This is a genomic window from Crocosphaera sp. Alani8 (assembly GCF_038442745.1).
GTDB lineage: Bacteria > Cyanobacteriota > Cyanobacteriia > Cyanobacteriales > Microcystaceae > Crocosphaera.
On sequence record NZ_JARVCN010000004.1, the window covers coordinates 1 to 16725 of the forward strand.

General features: G+C 38.3%; 15 protein-coding genes. 11 read left to right on the forward strand and 4 right to left on the reverse strand.

The genetic code is table 11. The features are described 5' to 3' along the window. Positions 1-220: 220 nt before the first annotated feature. On the forward strand, positions 221-1582 hold the full coding sequence (locus P9B04_RS00225) for a hypothetical protein (protein ID WP_342052982.1): 1362 nt from the start codon (positions 221-223) through the stop codon (positions 1580-1582). A 94-nt stretch (positions 1583-1676) separates the two neighbouring features. Further along, a complete protein-coding gene (locus P9B04_RS00230) occupies positions 1677-2279 on the forward strand; it encodes a hypothetical protein (RefSeq protein WP_342052983.1) in 603 nt (200 codons plus the stop codon). 185 nt (positions 2280-2464) lie between these two features. On the opposite strand, the gene P9B04_RS00235 is transcribed toward P9B04_RS00230, so the two are convergent. Beyond that, positions 2465-2860, reverse strand: coding sequence for a zf-TFIIB domain-containing protein (locus P9B04_RS00235; RefSeq protein WP_342052984.1), 396 nt, complete (start codon positions 2858-2860; stop codon positions 2465-2467). 87 nt (positions 2861-2947) lie between these two features. Here P9B04_RS00235 and coaE point away from each other — a divergent pair, with 87 nt between their 5' ends. From coaE to P9B04_RS00265, 6 genes are all read left to right on the forward strand, one after another. Further along, positions 2948-3547: a dephospho-CoA kinase gene (gene coaE / locus P9B04_RS00240; protein WP_342052995.1), complete on the forward strand. Its 600-nt coding sequence runs from the start codon at positions 2948-2950 to the stop codon at positions 3545-3547. A 14-nt stretch (positions 3548-3561) separates the two neighbouring features. After that, positions 3562-4113, forward strand: coding sequence for a CDP-diacylglycerol--glycerol-3-phosphate 3-phosphatidyltransferase (gene pgsA, locus P9B04_RS00245; protein ID WP_342052985.1), 552 nt, complete (start codon positions 3562-3564; stop codon positions 4111-4113). 37 nt (positions 4114-4150) lie between these two features. Further along, entirely contained in the window at positions 4151-5671 is a 1521-nt protein-coding gene (gene crtH / locus P9B04_RS00250) for a carotenoid isomerase (RefSeq protein WP_342052986.1), read from the forward strand. A gap of 254 nt (positions 5672-5925) precedes the next feature. Beyond that, a complete protein-coding gene (locus tag P9B04_RS00255; RefSeq protein ID WP_342052987.1) occupies positions 5926-7302 on the forward strand; it encodes a GAF domain-containing sensor histidine kinase in 1377 nt (458 codons plus the stop codon). A gap of 12 nt (positions 7303-7314) precedes the next feature. Beyond that, positions 7315-8997 (forward strand): ABC1 kinase family protein, encoded by a 1683-nt coding sequence (locus P9B04_RS00260; protein ID WP_342052988.1) that lies wholly within the window; start codon positions 7315-7317, stop codon positions 8995-8997. Between the two features lie 16 nt (positions 8998-9013). Then, positions 9014-9328, forward strand: a complete 315-nt coding sequence (locus P9B04_RS00265; RefSeq protein WP_342052989.1) for a DUF2499 domain-containing protein — start codon at positions 9014-9016, stop codon at positions 9326-9328. Between the two features lie 4 nt (positions 9329-9332). Here P9B04_RS00265 and P9B04_RS00270 read toward each other — a convergent pair whose 3' ends face one another. Beyond that, entirely contained in the window at positions 9333-10133 is an 801-nt protein-coding gene (locus P9B04_RS00270) for an aminotransferase class IV (RefSeq protein ID WP_342052990.1), read from the reverse strand. Positions 10134-10524: 391 nt separating this feature from the next. Between P9B04_RS00270 and P9B04_RS00275 the strand changes: the two genes are divergently transcribed. Genes P9B04_RS00275 through P9B04_RS00285 form a run of 3 tightly spaced genes read left to right on the forward strand, consistent with a single transcriptional unit; the run spans position 10525 to position 13555 of the window. Beyond that, positions 10525-11277 (forward strand): HEAT repeat domain-containing protein, encoded by a 753-nt coding sequence (locus tag P9B04_RS00275; protein ID WP_342052991.1) that lies wholly within the window; start codon positions 10525-10527, stop codon positions 11275-11277. A 60-nt stretch (positions 11278-11337) separates the two neighbouring features. After that, a complete protein-coding gene (locus tag P9B04_RS00280; RefSeq protein ID WP_342052992.1) occupies positions 11338-12327 on the forward strand; it encodes a glycosyltransferase family 2 protein in 990 nt (329 codons plus the stop codon). Between the two features lie 7 nt (positions 12328-12334). Next, entirely contained in the window at positions 12335-13555 is a 1221-nt protein-coding gene (locus P9B04_RS00285; RefSeq protein WP_342052993.1) for a glycosyltransferase family 4 protein, read from the forward strand. Between the two features lie 93 nt (positions 13556-13648). On the opposite strand, the gene psbC is transcribed toward P9B04_RS00285, so the two are convergent. Both psbC and psbD read right to left on the reverse strand, forming a co-directional pair. Continuing rightward, positions 13649-15025: a photosystem II reaction center protein CP43 gene (gene psbC / locus P9B04_RS00290; protein WP_342052994.1), complete on the reverse strand. Its 1377-nt coding sequence runs from the start codon at positions 15023-15025 to the stop codon at positions 13649-13651. After that, the gene (psbD, locus tag P9B04_RS00295) at positions 15009-16064 is read right to left on the reverse strand and encodes a photosystem II D2 protein (photosystem q(a) protein) (protein ID WP_342052974.1); all 1056 of its coding nucleotides are present in this window, start codon (positions 16062-16064) and stop codon (positions 15009-15011) included. Before psbD ends, psbC begins: the two co-directional genes overlap by 17 nt. Between the last annotated feature and the right edge of the window lie 661 nt (positions 16065-16725).

The following is a 16725-nucleotide window of genomic DNA, read 5'->3' on the forward strand; positions in this document are numbered from 1 at the left end:
CTTTGTCCCCTAACTTTCGGCGAGTCCCCCCAGACTTTTTGAGAAGCTTCGTTGACTATAAACTAAATAATATTTCATGAAAATAAAAATAATAGAAGTAAAATAGATTTTAGCAAATCATCACCTCCGAATGTGAAAAGACTGGGAGACTAAAAAACTCATAGCCGATAACTGATATAGTCAAATATAGATCGATGTTGCCATCATAGGAGAATAAGCAGTGTTTGGGTTAAATCAGCGATCGCCATTAATCAAGTTTCTATCGAGTTTACTATTAATAATCCTTTTCGGTTGGGGGTTATGGGGATGTAGCGATAGCCTAGAAGCATCTTCCCCTATCCCAAAATCTAGTCCTGTCCCTGTCAGCACTGATAAGTTAACAGAAGTTGCTCCCCCAACTGCGATCCAAGAACTAAAAGAAATTTTAGCCCAATACAATCCTCAAGTAACTATCCTCAGTCCCAAACCTCAGCAAATGTTCTCAGAAACCTCTGTTGCGGTAGAACTACAAGTGGAGGGTTATCCCCTCTTTAAAGAGGAAAGTCTGGAACTCGGACCCCATGTAGAACTGCTTGTGGACAATGAACCCTCTCAAGCTATCTATGATCTGGATGAACCAATTATTTTAGAGGATTTAGCTCCAGGAACCCACACCATTAGAGCGTTTGCCTCCCGTCCCTGGTACGAAAGTTTTAAGAACGAGGGGGCCTACGCACAAGTAACTTTTAGCGTGTTTACAGAAACAGAAGACAACGCGCCTTCCTCTTCGGTTCCCCTGTTGACCTATAGTCGTCCTCAAGGAAGTTACGGGACCGAACCGATTATGTTAGATTTTTATCTGACTAACGCTCCCTTACATTTTGTCGCTCAAAGTGATCCCGATGATGATATCGTGGATTGGCGGGTTAAAGCTACCATCAACGGGGAAAGCTTTTTAATCGATACTTGGCAACCTATCTATTTAAAGGGGTTTGAACCAGGGGAAAATTGGGTTCAGTTAGAATTTATCGATGAACAAGGACAGGAAGTTAGTAACATTTTCAACGATACAGTGAGAGTTATTAGTTATCAACCGGATGGACAAGATACCCTCTCGAAACTGACACGGGGAGAACTTTCAGTAGATATAGGCCGTTCTCTTGTTGATGCAAACTACACATATATCGAAGAAACAGCAACCAGTGAAGAAAATGTTGTCCCTGAAACCATCGAAACCGAAGAATCTTCTGAAATCTTAGAAGAAACTCAGGAATCTGCCACCGAACCAGCAAATATTCCTAGTTCCCCAACTATTACAGAAGAAAAGGAAAACCTAGAACCAGAAGCTTTAGATGAGTTTCCCCAAGAAATAGAAACCCCAGACGAACCTATTAATGATTCGACTGAAACCACCACCCTGGAGGAATCATCAGAACCTGCGCAAGTAGAAGAAACTGTCAATGAAGATATCTCTAAGATAGAAAATTCCCTCAGTCTCTTCACAAACACCTATCTTAGTGCTGTGACTCACTGGTTTCGCCAGCTTACAACCACCCTGAAGCAGCAAAACACTGTCGACATTTTGACACTTATAAAAGGATAATTAAAATTTCCCCACTTTTCTGAGGAACTCAATTATCCTAAAAGGTGTCAATAAATAGTTTACCTAATTAGGTTGGAGTGAGGTCATCGTGTTTATGAAACACTCACATATGTTAGCTGGATTAGCTCTTGGCTTATCCCTATTGGGAATTTCTCCTGCTCAAGCAGAACCTGCTCAAAAAGAAGTTCTCATCAGTCAATTGGCTGGCCACGAACTAGAAGATCCTATCAATGTTTACCGTCAAGACTGGTTAGACTTTAAATTTGATGATTATATCATCGGTCGCATTCGCGGCGTTACTGGAGATGTAGCTCAAATCCAAATTATTTCTGCTGGTATTCAACAAGATGCTCATGTTAGAGTCAATTATGACGTGGGCTTTACCACCGGAGAACGGGACGTTTGGCGTGTAACTGCTCAAATGCCTCATTTATGGCCAAACTTAGTGGCTGGTTCCGATGTTATTATGAAAGTTGTTGACGGTGAGTTCGTTATCGTTGGTGATAAGCGTTCCTACTATCGCTCTCAACAAGCTTACGCTCGTCCCTATTGGGTATCTCGTTTAGATTTAAGAGAAGTTCCCGAAGTAGTACGGACAAATATCAGTTGGGAACGTCCTGACGTAAGTTTACCTCCTCTAGAGCAGAATACAGTTGAGATTGCACCCCCTCCTGAACCTATTCCTGGTATGTGGTAAGGTCAGTGTGATCAGGGAGTTAGAGAATTTAGTGACAAGAGCAAAATTCAATTATTGGTAAAACAAAGGCGGTACTACAGGAAATTTGTTAGTATCGCCTTTAATTAGTATTTCCAACTTTCCTCACGACGGCCTTAAAGTTGATCATAAGGCTGTGTCAGTTATTGTTGAAGATATAATTAGATTTATTTTCTCAGGCGCAACATATTCCAAGCTTGAGATAACATTTTCGGTTGGGAAAAATTATCCTTAAATTTTTTGAATTCCCCCGCATCAAACCAAATACCTTGACAGTTAGGACAGGTTTCATACCAAATTGGATGTTTATCAAAATCGAACATTTTGACCATGGGGGTATTGCAACGGGGACAAGGAATATGGCTGTCTAAGACTTCTTTTTGGTTTTCGTTATCTAGCTGGCCAATATCGATTTTTTCTGAACCTCTAAGGTTTTTCAAGTTTTCTGCTTCTGAAGAATCAAACCAAATACCGTTACATTGACAACAACGATCCACTTCGATAATCTCATACATAACAGGTTCTAAATTTCCCCCGCACTTAGGACAGATTAACGGTTTCATAATCTTTTTTGACTTTCTGCAATATCTGAAGTTTAGCAAATTTTTCAGATATTTCCTGAAAACCCCATGCTTATTTTAGTTTTTCCCATGAATGAACAATTAAAAAAAATTATTGGCTTAACAGGAGGAATCAGCACAGGAAAAACAACTGTTTCTTCTTATTTAAATACTGTTTGCCAGATTCCAGTGTTGGATGCTGATAGTTATGCTAAAGAAGCAGTTGACAAAAACTCTCCTATTTTAGAAACTATTAAACAACGCTACGGATCAAAAATTTGTTTTCAGAATGGCGAATTAAATCGTAAAAAGTTAGGTGACATTGTTTTTAATAATTTGAAAGAGAAACAATGGTTAGAAAATAAAATACACCCATACGTAAGACAGAGATTTCAGCAAGAGATGGAAAACTGCCAAGATAAAATTATTGTCCTGGATATTCCTTTGCTATTTGAATCAAAGTTAACCTACTTAGTAACAGAAATTTGGGTTGTTTCTTGTTCTTATGAACAACAACTACAACGACTAATGGCTAGAAATAATCTTAAAGAAGAAACAGCGATGGCCCGTATTAGCAGTCAATTACCCCTTCAAGAAAAAATAGATCAAGCTCACGTTGTTCTTGATAATTCTTCTACTTTGAATGCTTTGTATGAACAAATCGAGCAAGCGTTGAAAATTAAGCAATAGTTGAAATTTTAATCATGAATCTACCTAATTGGATCACCCTTTCCCGTTTATTAGGACTTCCTTTTCTTTTTTATTTCCTCGCAAGTCCTACCCCTTCTCATCGTTGGATTAGCCTGGTTATTTTCCTCCTTGCAGCCTCAACAGACTGGGTGGATGGTTATTTAGCCAGAAAGTTAGATCAAGTGACCGAATTGGGCAAATTTCTCGACCCTCTGGTGGATAAATTATTGGTGGTTGCACCTCTTTTGAGTTTAATTGCTCTGCAACAAGTTCCACCCTGGGGGGTGTTTTTGATTTTAGGCCGAGAAATTGCGATCGCTGGATGGCGTATTAACCCAAATTTAACCGGAAAGACTACTATTCAGGGGGCAAATATTTGGGGAAAATTGAAAACCGTTACCCAGATAACAGCTATTTCCCTATTAATTGCTCCGTTACCTCCACTTTGGGAACCCATTTCTGTCGCTGTATTTTGGCTATCTGTCCTCTTAACTTTAGTCTCTGGTCTTATTTACCTGTTTCCCAATACCGCTCCGTCAAAGGATGAGCAGAGGGTGAGCGAATAACTGATAAACTAGAAATGTTAAGAAATTGTAATCAAATATGACTGGCACAGGAACGGCGATCGCAACACAAGACTACGATGTTATTGTTATTGGGTCGGGAATGGGAGGGTTAGTGACGGCCACCCAACTCGCTACAAAAGGAGCTAAAGTATTAGTCCTAGAAAAGTATTTAATTCCTGGGGGAAGTGCCGGTTATTTTGAGAGAAAAGGTTATTGTTTTGATGTGGGTGCATCGATGATTTTTGGTTTCGGGACAGAAGGAACAACTAACCTTTTAACCCGTGCTTTAGATGCGGTTGATATGGAGATAGATACTATTCCTGATCCTGTACAAATACATTACCATCTACCCAATAATTTAGAGCTAAAAGTACACAAAGATTACGATAACTTTCTTGAGGAACTAACTGCCATATTTCCTCATGAAAAGATAGGCATTCGTCGCTTTTATGATGAGTGCTGGCGAGTTTTTAATTGTCTTAATGCTATGGAATTACTTTCCTTAGAAGAACCAAGATACCTGATGAGAGTGTTTTTCCAGCACCCCTTAGCTTGTTTAGGCTTAGTTAAATATTTACCCCAAAATGTAGGAGATATTGCCCGTCGTCATATTAGTGATCCAGAGCTTCTCAAATTCATTGATATGGAGTGTTATTGTTGGTCGGTGGTTCCTGCAGAGAAAACCCCAATGATCAATGCTGGAATGGTCTTTTCAGATCGGCATTATGGAGGGATCAATTATCCCAAAGGGGGTGTAGGAACTATTGCTCAAAAATTAGCGAAGGGATTAGAAAAATTTGGAGGAAAAATTCAGTATAAAGCCCGTGTTACTAATATTTTAATGGAAAAGGGTAGGGCTGTAGGAGTAGAATTAGCTGATGGAAAAGAATATCGAGCAAAACGAATTGTCTCTAATGCTACCCGTTGGGATACCTTTGAAAATCTACTCCCTAAAAATGAGATACCCAGAAAAGAGGAAAAATGGCAACAGCGTTATGAAAAATCTCCTAGTTTTCTCAGCTTGCATTTAGGCGTTAAATCTGATATTTTGCCTATAGGAACAGAGTGTCATCATATCCTTTTGGAGCAATGGGAGAATATTGAAGATGAACAGGGAACCATTTTTGTATCGATTCCCACTTTACTAGATTCTAGTTTAGCCCCCGAAAACCGCCATATTATTCATACTTTTACACCCAGTTACATCCAAGAATGGGAAGGACTATCTAACCAAGAATATAATTATAAAAAAGAAGAGGCAGCCACTCGTTTAATTAGACGGTTAGAAAGTATTTTTCCCGGATTAGTTGATAGTTTAGACTATCAAGAAATTGGAACACCTCGTACTCACCGACGCTTTTTAGGAAGAAACGATGGAACCTACGGACCGATTCCTAGTCATAAGCTACCCGGACTGTTAGGGATGCCGTTTAATCGTACGGTTATCCCTGGACTATACTGCGTCGGAGATAGCACCTTTCCAGGTCAAGGACTCAATGCTGTGGCGTTTTCTGGGTTTGCTTGTAGCCATCGCATCGCAGTTGATTTAGGACTTTAGGTTCCAAATATAAACCTTTATATTTCTTTGCATTAGTTTAAGTGGATTTACTGTTGAAGAATCTCACACTATTCCTGATGATGAGTGTATATGGGTGACTTATTGCATTGCAATTGCATAAGTTTTTTCTTAGTTCAAATGTAAATTGAAACTGATGATAAGATTCTTGTCTTTTTAAATTTTAAATTAGACAAAAGTCTTCTAACTTGTGATGAAACGATGTAATTGTTTATAAATCAGATGCTATTAGTACAATGTCCAACTTTTCAACAGACTATACAATCGAACAGTATTTAATTAACGAAATTGTCACTACCTCTGATTATGATGGTACTTTAGAAAATATAACTCGAATTATTACAGATAAGTTTTTAGTTGATTTTTGCATAATAGTTGTTGGTTTCAGTAATTCAAAACACTTTTATACTTGGAACGATTCTGGTACATATAGGTTGATAGACTCCCAAAATCAACTTTCTAATCTCATACAAATTCCGTGGATACAAGAATTTAAAGGCGAATCAAAAATTAAATATATAAGCGACTTAGACAATAAAAAATATCAAAATAAATTACCTTTTTTCGAGAATCTAGGAATAAAATCTTTACTTGGAATAAGCACGAAATTTAAAGAAAAGACAAATGGCGTTATTATCTTGGGTAAATCTAATCCTTATCCGTGGAATAATCAAGACAAAACAAAACTAAAAAAGATTATGAATATTGTGAGCATTGCTTGTTATATAAGTGAAGTAAGCACAATGATTGACGAAAGACACCTTAAAAGAGATTCCTCTTTTTCCCTCAGTAACATACCTGAATTGTTAGAAGAGAATCCAATTCTAAGACTTTGGTGGGAAGGTACAAGAAATCGATTAGATAAAGAAATAGAGTGGAATAAAAAAGTTATTTACAATATGATTACTATCATGAGTGACCAAACTCGTAATCCTCTAACTAACATTAAAATGGGTATTACTGATTTGCGCAATAGGGAGTTATCTCCCGAACAGTTTAAACACAGAGTAACAATGTTAGAACAAGAGTGGAATAAGCTTAACAATATCAACGATAAAATATTACAACTCAAATATTTAAAACCCCACTACCTCAATTATAATTTAGTCTCTACTAACTTAGTTGAGCTACTTAAAAATATTACTAACTCTGTGCAAGATAAGTGGCAAGAAAATTCAAAAAATAATCTTAAACTAAATACCAACTTTAACATAGAACCACAACAATTAGTAGAAACAGATATTCAACATTTAAGTAAAATTGTTGAAGAACTATTAACAAATGCCAACAAATTTTCCCTTTCTAACTCACTTATTACCTTGGAGGTAAACAGAAATAATGAGGACGAAGATTTCCCCATTGTTATGACTGTATCCAATCTTAGTGAATACGATTGCACGGATAACAAAGATGAGTTTTTTAAACCTTTCTATCGGGAACAAAGTGTTATAGATAGCGGTGTTCCAGGTATTGGAGTCGGATTGTATATTGTTAAGGATTTAGTTGAACTCCTTCAAGGAAAAATTAGCGTCCAGCGTCTTCCCACAGAAAACCCTAAACATTGTAAAATTGTATTTAGATTGGTTCTTCCTCAATCATTATCCTCATCCTAATTTAAAGGTTGTATGCTCACAAAACGCGGTTCTTATCAATCACTGCGCTGGCAACATTCTCGATATTCTCCTATTAGTCGTCAGTGGGAGGTATCCCTATTTACATTTAAATTTTCATTCTTTTTATTATGGGATAAATTATTAAGAAATAATAGCTCAAGACAAAGAAAAAAAAGAGCGGAATGGCTGGTTAAAAATCTGCTACAACTGGGACCAACATTTATTAAAATAGGTCAGTCTCTATCCACCCGTGCTGATCTAATCCCCTTAGAATATATTAAAGAATTAAGTCAACTTCAAGACAATGTTCCTCCTTTTAATTCTGAAGAAGCGATCGCTGTTATTGAAGCAGAGTTAGGTCAACCTATTGATGATTTATTTGACAGTTTTGAAATAGAACCTTTAGCATCAGCAAGCTTAGGACAAGTTCATCGGGCAAAATTATATACAGGTAAGGAAGTTGTTGTTAAAGTACAACGACCAGGTTTAGAAAGAATTTTTAATTTAGACTTTGAGGTTATTCGTCGTTTAATCTCTATTATGAATCGATATTTTAAAGCTTTTAAGAAATACAACTTAGAGGAAGTACATAAAGAATTTTTTGAACTTTTATTCCAAGAAATTGATTATGTTAACGAAGGTAAAAATGCAGATAGATTTCGCCATAACTTTAGAGGTTATTCTCAAATAAAAGTTCCTAAAGTTTATTGGAAGTGCAGTACAAGAAAAATATTAACTTTGGAATATTTGCCAGGAATAAAAGTAGATGATAGAGCAACATTGGAAGAGAATAATATTAATCTAGATAGTATCATTCAGTTGGGAATCTGTTCTTATTTAAAACAATTATTGATCGATGGATTTTTTCAGTCCGATCCTCACCCGGGTAACATGGCTGTCAGTCAAAGGGGAGAACTTATTTTTTATGATTTTGGTACTATGGCTGAGGTTAAAACCTTTGCTAAAGATCAGATGATCGAGGTGTTTTTTGCTGTCTTAAAAAAGGATACGGACACAGTGGTGGATAACTTGGTTTATATGGGATTAATTGAACCTCTTAATGATATGAAACCTGTTAAGCGAATCATCTCTTTTTTATTGGATAATTTTCGCGATAAACCTGTAGATGTTCGTGCTTTTGAGCAAGTAAGCGACGAAGTATATTTGATGTTTAAAAGTCAACCGTTTCGTTTGCCACCACAAATGACATTTATTCTTAAATCTTTGACCACATTAGATGGTATTGCAAGAGCTTTAGATCCTAAATATAATCTATTGGCAGCTAGTCAACCTTTTGTGAAAAACTTGGCTTTACGTGGTAGTGGGGGAAGTGCAGTGACAGTTATAGTCAGACAGGCTAAGGAGATGATTAAAAGTACCTTAGCTCAACCAAATGTGTTCGAGAATTCTTTAAGAGGCATAGAGACAAGGATAGATAGAGGAGAGTTAAAGTTTAGAATTCGTGCTTTGGAAAGTGAAAGAGAGCTAAAACGTATTAATTTAGGCATAAAAAGTTTAATTTACGCTTCTTTAACTGGATTTATTTTATTATCGGCTTCCATATTAATGACAACGGTTTATGTTAAGTTTGCTTTAATTTGTTTTAGTGTAGCAGGACTTTTTAGTTTATTTTTATTTAAGTCTTTAATTTCTTTACTTCTGCAAGAAAAAGTTGATAAATTATTAGAGAAATAAAGTTAACAATCGAGTTATGAATGTACTTTCAATTCCAACTTGGATGGTTCATGTTTCTAGTGTCATCGAATGGACAGTCGCTATTTTATTGGTTTGGACTTATGCCCAAGTTAGTGATAAATTGTATTGGCGATCGCTATCTTGGGGAATGTTACCGGCTTTGATTAGTGCGATGTGTGCTTGTACTTGGCATTTTTTTGATAATGCACCCTCTTTGGACTGGTTAGTAACCCTACAAGCGTCTTTAACGGTTATAGGCAATTGTACTCTTTGTTTGGCCAGTTGGTGGATTTTTCGCTCCTCTTCTGATGTCAAAGAAACGGATAACTGATAACTTATTTACAGTTGTAATATTGAGACAATATTTGTAAGGATTGTTTAAAGACATCAAAGGTTAGTAGCTCTCCATTACAGTCAATGGAAGAAAAAGGAATAACCTCTATAACACTGTTGGTATAAGCAACGGTTTCTAGAGATTTAACCCAGGAAGAACTCCATTGATTTTCCTCTACTTTAATATTTTTTTGACCTAACCACTGGAGTAACTGCCATCGTCCAATACCTGGTAGAATACCAACTTCTAAAGCAGGTGTATACCATTTTCCCTCTTTCCATCCCCAAAGATTCCCTGTAGTTGTTTCGAGCCAATTATCTTGTGAATCAATTAATATGGCCTCTTTAAATCCCAAATTTCTTGCTTTTTGTAAAGCTAGATAAGCTCCTAAATAATTTCCTGTTTTATGGGCTTTTAAACTGCGTTGAAATAGATCATCATTGGCTACCCATCCTTTGACCCCTTGCTGTTGTAATGTGACCAAATTTTTCGGTAAACTACGACCTGTAATCCATTCTCTGCCATCGGGAAAAATGGTTATTCTTAAAACAGGATAAGTTTCTATTAAATAGTTTGCTCCTTTGGCTATTTTTTCCCAATTGGGTAAACACCAACCCAAATGTCGTAAACTAGTCTGGAGACGGCTACGATGAGCTTCCCATTGGGTTAAAGGATGCTCTAATAACTGTTGATAAACCCTCAGTGTTGTAAAAACTGTTGCACCGTATTTTAAACCTGGATCATCGATAGATAAATGGATTTTGTCTTCTTCCCATAGACGACCATCGTACCAATATGTCACTTTTCTTTTTAGACCTTATTATTTAACTAAACTCAAGCTTGCTTTAGATTAATTTACAAAGTTTTACTTTTCGACGAAAAAATACCTATCACGAACCCTTATGGTCATAATTTGGATATAGCTTCGCTCTAATATATACCATGATTACCATATCACAAAAATGCCTTATTTGCAAATATCGCTAAATATTAGCAAATTAAGGTAAAATAGACTATTTATTAAAAGTCTTAAAAAAGCAAGTGTAAGTGAGTAAAATAAATAATTAAAGCAAATAAGATAACATAAACTTATATAAAAAGTAGATTACCAACAATTCTTAGTGTTTACTAGCAACAAAATAAGACAAGAGACAAGAAACCTGCTTAAATAGTTAAGAGCTATTCTGACGACTATGCAAACCGACGACGACCTCAGCGTAATAGAGAGTATAGAGCAATTAGATGATCCCTTGGATCGCCTAGAAACCATAGATTTAGAGGTTCCTAGTGCTGATCCGGAGGAAATGTTGCCAAAATTGAGTGATGAAGATCCATCACAAAGAATGCTGGCAGCGAGGGTGTTTTGCGAACTAGAAGACCCTAGATCGATTCCTCTACTGATCCAACTACTAGACGATATTTGCCCTTTAGTAAGGGTTAGCGCAGCCTACGCTCTGGGAAGAAATACCAGTCCTGAAGCTATATCTGCCCTAATTGACTCATTAGAGAGAGATTGGAACGGATACGTCCGTAAAGGCATTGTCTGGGCTTTAGGCAATGGGAGCGATCGCAGCAGTATTCAACCTTTAACCCATGCCTTGAGAACGGATATTTCTGCGGTACGTCTTTGGGCTGCCAGTAGCCTCGCCCAAATTGCTAAACGAGAATACGAAGACACAATCGCCACTATGCCTCCTCTGATTGAAGGATTGAGACGAGATTCGGTGGCAGCGGTACGAGGTAACTGTGCTTGGGCCATCGGGCAACTTTGTCGAGAACTCCCATCGAACGTAGTTTACGCCACAGCTATTGATGCTCTAATTGAGGCGTTAGTAGAAGACGAAGATTATAGCGTGAAAGAAGATGCTAAAAGTGCTTTATTGCGGGTTGGTGATACCAGAGGGATGCAGATGATCGAGGATCTTGAGCTAGAAGGGATAATTTAGTAAAAAAATGTCAAACTGAAGAATTCCCCAAATCCTGAGTTTCTTTAATTAATTTAAATCATGAATACAAAACTCAAATACCCGGCAATTTCGACCATAACAACACCGAAATCACGGCCCTTTTGGTCAGTAATGATTACCAGTTATAAAAGAACTCAATATTTAGGAGAAGTTATAAAATCCCTACTTGATCAAAATATTGATGAAGATGAAATGCAAATAGAAGTTGTGGATGATCACTCCCCTAACTATCAAGAGATAGAAAAAATTGTTCAAGAAGTGGGGAAAGGAAGAGTCAATTTCTATCATCAACCTGAGAATGTTGGTATTTATGCCAACTGGAACACCTGTATTCAAAGAGCTTCTGGTAATTGGATTCACATTTTAAGTGATGATGATCTAGTTCACTCTAACTTCTATCAAATCTATCGTAATACCATTGAAACTTACGAGCCGTCAGTAGTGATTGCAAAATCCTTATTCATTAATGAAAAGGGTAAAAAAATAGGGGTTTCACCATCCCTTCAAGAGTCTGATGGTTTGCTAAACAATGCGCTACGAGTTTTAGCAGCCCACAATGTTATTAGAACACCAGGAATTGTGGTTTGTCGCACAGCATACGAAAAATTAGGAGGGTTTACCAGTGATTTTGTATTTGCTCCTGATTGGGAGATGTGGACTAGATTAGCCGCATCGGTTAAGATATCTTATATTAATCAACCACTCAGTTCCTTTCGTCTTCATGAGGCATCAGAATCGAGTCGTTTGACTTTTACAGGGGAATTTGTGACAGATACATTAGAAGCTGCCAAGCTTATCCATTCTAGAGTCACTAATCCTCAAGATCGTAAAGCCATTAAAGCAGAATTAAATCAAGTTCTCAGTAAAGCAAGTTATGTTTATAGTCAGAAACTTGTGAATAAAAATTTATACAAACCTTCCTTAACTTTAGCTATTTGGTCTTTAAGATTAAAGCCTTCTAGTAAAGGTATTAAAAATTTAATTAAAGTATTAATAAAATTTTTAAAAGGATCAATTTTTAAACAATAAAATTCATATGAAAATTTTACATATTAACCAATCTGATCTATCTGGAGGGGCAGCGATCGCTGGTTATAATCTGCATCAAGCATTATTGAATCAAGCCATCGATTCTTGCTTGTTAGTGGAGAGAGTAACCACAGAAGATGAACTAGTGAAAGGTATTCCAAGAAAACGAAAATTCGAGGGAAAAATTGCCTCTATTACTCGTCGCTTGGGACTTAACTATCTAGAATATCTTGGCTCTTTTGAAATCAAAAAACACCCTTTTTATGAAAAAGCAGACGTAATCAATTTACATAACTTGCATGGGGCAACTTTCAACTATTTAGCCTTAGCCCCATTAACCCATGACAAACCTGCTATTTGGACCCTTCACGATATGTGGAGTTTTACAGGACATTGTTCTTATAGCTATGATTGTGAACGCTGGAAATTAGGTTGTGGAAACTGTCCTTATCCTAAAATATATCCAGCCATTAAAAAAGATAATACAAATTTAGAATGGAAATTAAAAAATTGGGTATATAGTCGTTCTAATTTAACCATTGTTACCCCCAGTAAATGGTTAGCTGAACAAGCAGAACAGAGTATGCTCAATCGCTTTTCTATTCATCATATTCCTAATGGAATTGATCTTAATACTTATTACCCCTTGGACTCGAAAAAATGCCGTGAATTTTTAGATATTCCCCCAGATAAAAAGGTCTTATTATTTGGGGCAGCTAGTATGACCGATACTCGCAAGGGTGGAAAATTGCTATTTGAGGCTTTATCTCAGTTACCCAATTCATTAAAATCAGAAATAATCCTACTCACTTTAGGGCAAGGAGGCAAAGCTCTGGGTCAAACTTTGGGCATAGAATCGATAAATCTAGGCTATCTTAGTTATAATCGCTTTAAATCCGTGGCTTATAGTGCTGCGGATTTATTCATACTCCCAACCCGTGCTGATAATTTACCGTTAGTATTACAAGAAAGTATGGCTTGTGGTACTCCAATGATTTCCTTTGATATTGGTGGAGTTAGTGATTTAGTCCGTCCTGATTTAACAGGATATTTAGCTAAACCTGAAGATCCTCAAGATTTAATGACAGGTATTGTTCAATTATTAGAAGATCGAGAATTACGTGAGCGTCTTAGTCAAACTTGCCGTCAAATCGCTGTTAAAGAATACTCTCAAGAATTACAAGGGCAACGTTATGTTGAATTATATGATCAAGTTTTATCCCGATAGATAAATTTTTGTATTTCAGGGCTTCATATTTTACTCTTAATAAAAAAAACCCCTGCTAAAAAAGCAGGAGTTTTTAAGTTTTATGCCTAAATATTAGTCGATATCAGGCATAGCTAGTGCGGGTTCGCTCTCACGGTCGATTCCCTTCTCAAAACCGGCTGCTGCAGCACGAGCTCGTCCTGCGTGCCATAGGTGTCCGATTAAGAAGAAGAAACCGAGGGTGAAGTGAGATGTGGCTAACCAAGCACGGGGGGAAACGTAGTTAAAGGAGTTAACATCGGTAATAACTCCACCTACAGAGTTTAAAGAACCTAGAGGTGCGTGGGTCATGTATTCAGCAGCACGACGAACCTGCCAAGGCTGAATATCATTTCTTAACTTGTCTAGATCTAAACCGTTAGGTCCACGTAGTGGCTCTAACCAAGGACCACGGAAGTCCCAGAAACGCATGGTTTCACCACCGAAGATGATCTCACCAGTGGGAGAACGCATTAAATATTTACCTAAACCAGTAGGACCTTGAGCAGATCCAATGTTAGCACCCATTCTCTGGTCACGCACCAAGAAGGTGAATGCCTGAGATTGAGAAGCTTCCATACCAGTAGGACCGAAGAATTCACTGGGATAAGCGGTGTTATTGTACCAAACCATTACAGAAGCGATGAAACCCATTAAGGATAACGCCCCTAAACTGTAGGAAAGGTAAGCTTCACCAGACCAGACGAAAGCACGACGGGCCCAACCGAAAGGCTTGGTCAAGATATGCCAGACACCACCGAAGATACAAATTAAGCCAACCCAAATATGGCCGCCAATGATATCTTCCATGTTGTCCACACCAACGATCCAACCTTCTCCCCCGAAAGGTGCTTTCAGCAGATAGCCGAAAATAATTGCAGGGTTTAAGGTAGGGTTAGTAATCACACGCACATCTCCGCCACCAGGAGCCCAAGTGTCATAGACACCGCCAAAGAACATGGCTTTGAACACCAACAATAGCGCGCCACATCCTAAGAGAATGAGGTGATAACCAATAATGTTGGTCATTTGGTTCTTATCTTTCCAGTCATAACCGAAGAAACTGGAATACTCTTCTAAAGTTTCAGGACCTCTTAAGGCGTGGTAAATACCACCGAAACCAAGAACAGCAGAAGATATTAAGTGTAATACTCCCGCAACAAAAAAGGGGAAAGTGTCGATTACTTCACCAGCAGGGCCAACACCCCAACCGAGGGTAGCAATGTGGGGAAGAAGGATTAAGCCCTGTTCATACATGGGCCTTTCAGGGACAAAGTGGGCGGTTTCAAACAAAGTCATCGCACCAGCCCAGAATACGATTAAACCAGCGTGAGCGACGTGGGCGCCTAGAAGTTTACCGGAAAGGTTGATCAGACGGGCGTTGCCTGACCACCAAGCGAAACCGCTAGATTCCAGGTCACGACCACTGGACGCATTAGAGAGCGTTACCACGGGGCAGTACCTCCTCAGGGAATACAAAGTTTTGGTGGGGTTGGTCTTGAGGAGCCATCCAAGCTCTTAGACCTTCGTTCAATAAAATGTTTTTGGTGTAGAATGTCTCAAATTCGGGGTCTTCTGCTGCCCGTAATTCCTGAGACACAAAGTCATAAGCTCGTAGGTTTAAGGCTAATCCTACAATTCCTACTGAACTCATCCATAACCCTGTTACGGGTACGAATAGCATGAAGAAGTGTAACCAACGCTTGTTGGAAAAAGCAATTCCGAATATCTGTGACCAGAAACGGTTTGCTGTCACCATAGAGTAGGTTTCTTCTGCTTGGGTTGGTTCAAACGCACGGAATGTGTTTGCTTGCTCACCATCTTCAAACAGGGTGTTTTCTACTGTTGCACCGTGAATAGCACATAGTAATGCTCCACCTAATACACCTGCTACTCCCATCATGTGGAAGGGGTTTAGTGTCCAGTTGTGGAACCCTTGTAAGAAGAGGATGAAACGGAATATTCCTGCTACTCCAAAGCTAGGAGCGAAGAACCAGCTTGACTGTCCTAGAGGATACATCAGGAATACGCTGACGAATACTGCAATAGGAGCAGAAAAGGCGATGGCGTTGTAAGGACGGATGCCTACTAGACGAGAGATTTCAAACTGACGTAACATGAAGCCAATCAGTCCAAAAGCTCCGTGAAGAGCAACAAATGACCATAGACCACCGATTTGACACCAACGGGTGAAATCTCCTTGTGCTTCTGGTCCCCAGAGGAACAGTAGGGAGTGTCCGAAGGCGTTAGCGGGGGAAGAAACCGCTACGGTTAAGAAGTTACATCCTTCTAGGTAGGAACTAGCCAACCCGTGGGTGTACCAAGATGTAACAAAGGTGGTTCCGGTTAACCAGCCACCTAGGGCGAGGTAAGCGCAGGGAAACAGTAGTAACCCAGACCAACCTACGAATACGAAGCGATCGCGTTTTAACCAATCATCGAGGACATCAAACCATCCTCTCTGTGGTGCGCGTCCGACTGCAATAGTCATAGAATCCAATCCTCTTGCTTAGCTGAAATCAATGACAAGATTTCTTAACGTTTGTTTTATCTAGTTTAGGTCATAATTGTCCCATTTTCTTATACAAGGGACGACCTACAGAGTGCCTATCAGCGTGGCTGAGTGGGCAACTTTAAATGAGTGATGCCTAGATCCAGATGCTAACTCTGATGTTTGAGCTAGAAGGATCATTAACATTTCTTAAACTAGCACAATCTTCTCATCTTGACGGGGATCTCCCTTAAGTTTGGGGAAGAATGCTTTTTTGCTATCTTTAGACTATTATTAGCAAAAAATTTACAAATTGACATATCCCGTCTCATAATTTCTTGAATAATCCCACCATATTCAAGAAGTTTATATTGCCAAAACCTAGTTTTCATGGGGTTTAGACCACTTTCTTCCCTAAATACTAATATGAATGAAATTTTTGGAATGTCAAGCGTGAAACTCATATCCTTTCAGAAATCACTGTTTGAATAAAACTCTTCATTCACTAGCTGATTCGTAAAAGTCTCAAAGGCATATCCCTGAGACATAAGTGAGCTAGTCAAATTGCCATCATAAGTGAAAAAAGAGTTGTCATAAGATTCTATTCTATTGACACTCCCCACGAATATAATTCGGGGGATTCTTGGTTCACTGACTCAAG

Excerpts from the sequence above, each read along its gene's own strand:
- P9B04_RS00285 (WP_342052993.1), top strand. The coding sequence starts at position 12,335 with ATGAAAATTTTACATATTAACCAATCTGATCTATCTGGAGGGGCAGCG.
- crtH (WP_342052986.1), top strand. The coding sequence starts at position 4,151 with ATGACTGGCACAGGAACGGCGATCGCAACACAAGACTACGATGTTATT.
- P9B04_RS00280 (WP_342052992.1), top strand. The coding sequence starts at position 11,338 with ATGAATACAAAACTCAAATACCCGGCAATTTCGACCATAACAACACCG.
- P9B04_RS00255 (WP_342052987.1), top strand. The coding sequence starts at position 5,926 with ATGTCCAACTTTTCAACAGACTATACAATCGAACAGTATTTAATTAAC.
- coaE (WP_342052995.1), top strand. The coding sequence starts at position 2,948 with ATGAATGAACAATTAAAAAAAATTATTGGCTTAACAGGAGGAATCAGC.
- P9B04_RS00275 (WP_342052991.1), top strand. The coding sequence starts at position 10,525 with ATGCAAACCGACGACGACCTCAGCGTAATAGAGAGTATAGAGCAATTA.
- pgsA (WP_342052985.1), top strand. The coding sequence starts at position 3,562 with ATGAATCTACCTAATTGGATCACCCTTTCCCGTTTATTAGGACTTCCT.
- P9B04_RS00260 (WP_342052988.1), top strand. The coding sequence starts at position 7,315 with ATGCTCACAAAACGCGGTTCTTATCAATCACTGCGCTGGCAACATTCT.
- psbD (WP_342052974.1), bottom strand. The coding sequence starts at position 16,064 with ATGACTATTGCAGTCGGACGCGCACCACAGAGAGGATGGTTTGATGTC.
- P9B04_RS00230 (WP_342052983.1), top strand. The coding sequence starts at position 1,677 with ATGAAACACTCACATATGTTAGCTGGATTAGCTCTTGGCTTATCCCTA.
- P9B04_RS00235 (WP_342052984.1), bottom strand. The coding sequence starts at position 2,860 with ATGAAACCGTTAATCTGTCCTAAGTGCGGGGGAAATTTAGAACCTGTT.
- P9B04_RS00265 (WP_342052989.1), top strand. The coding sequence starts at position 9,014 with ATGAATGTACTTTCAATTCCAACTTGGATGGTTCATGTTTCTAGTGTC.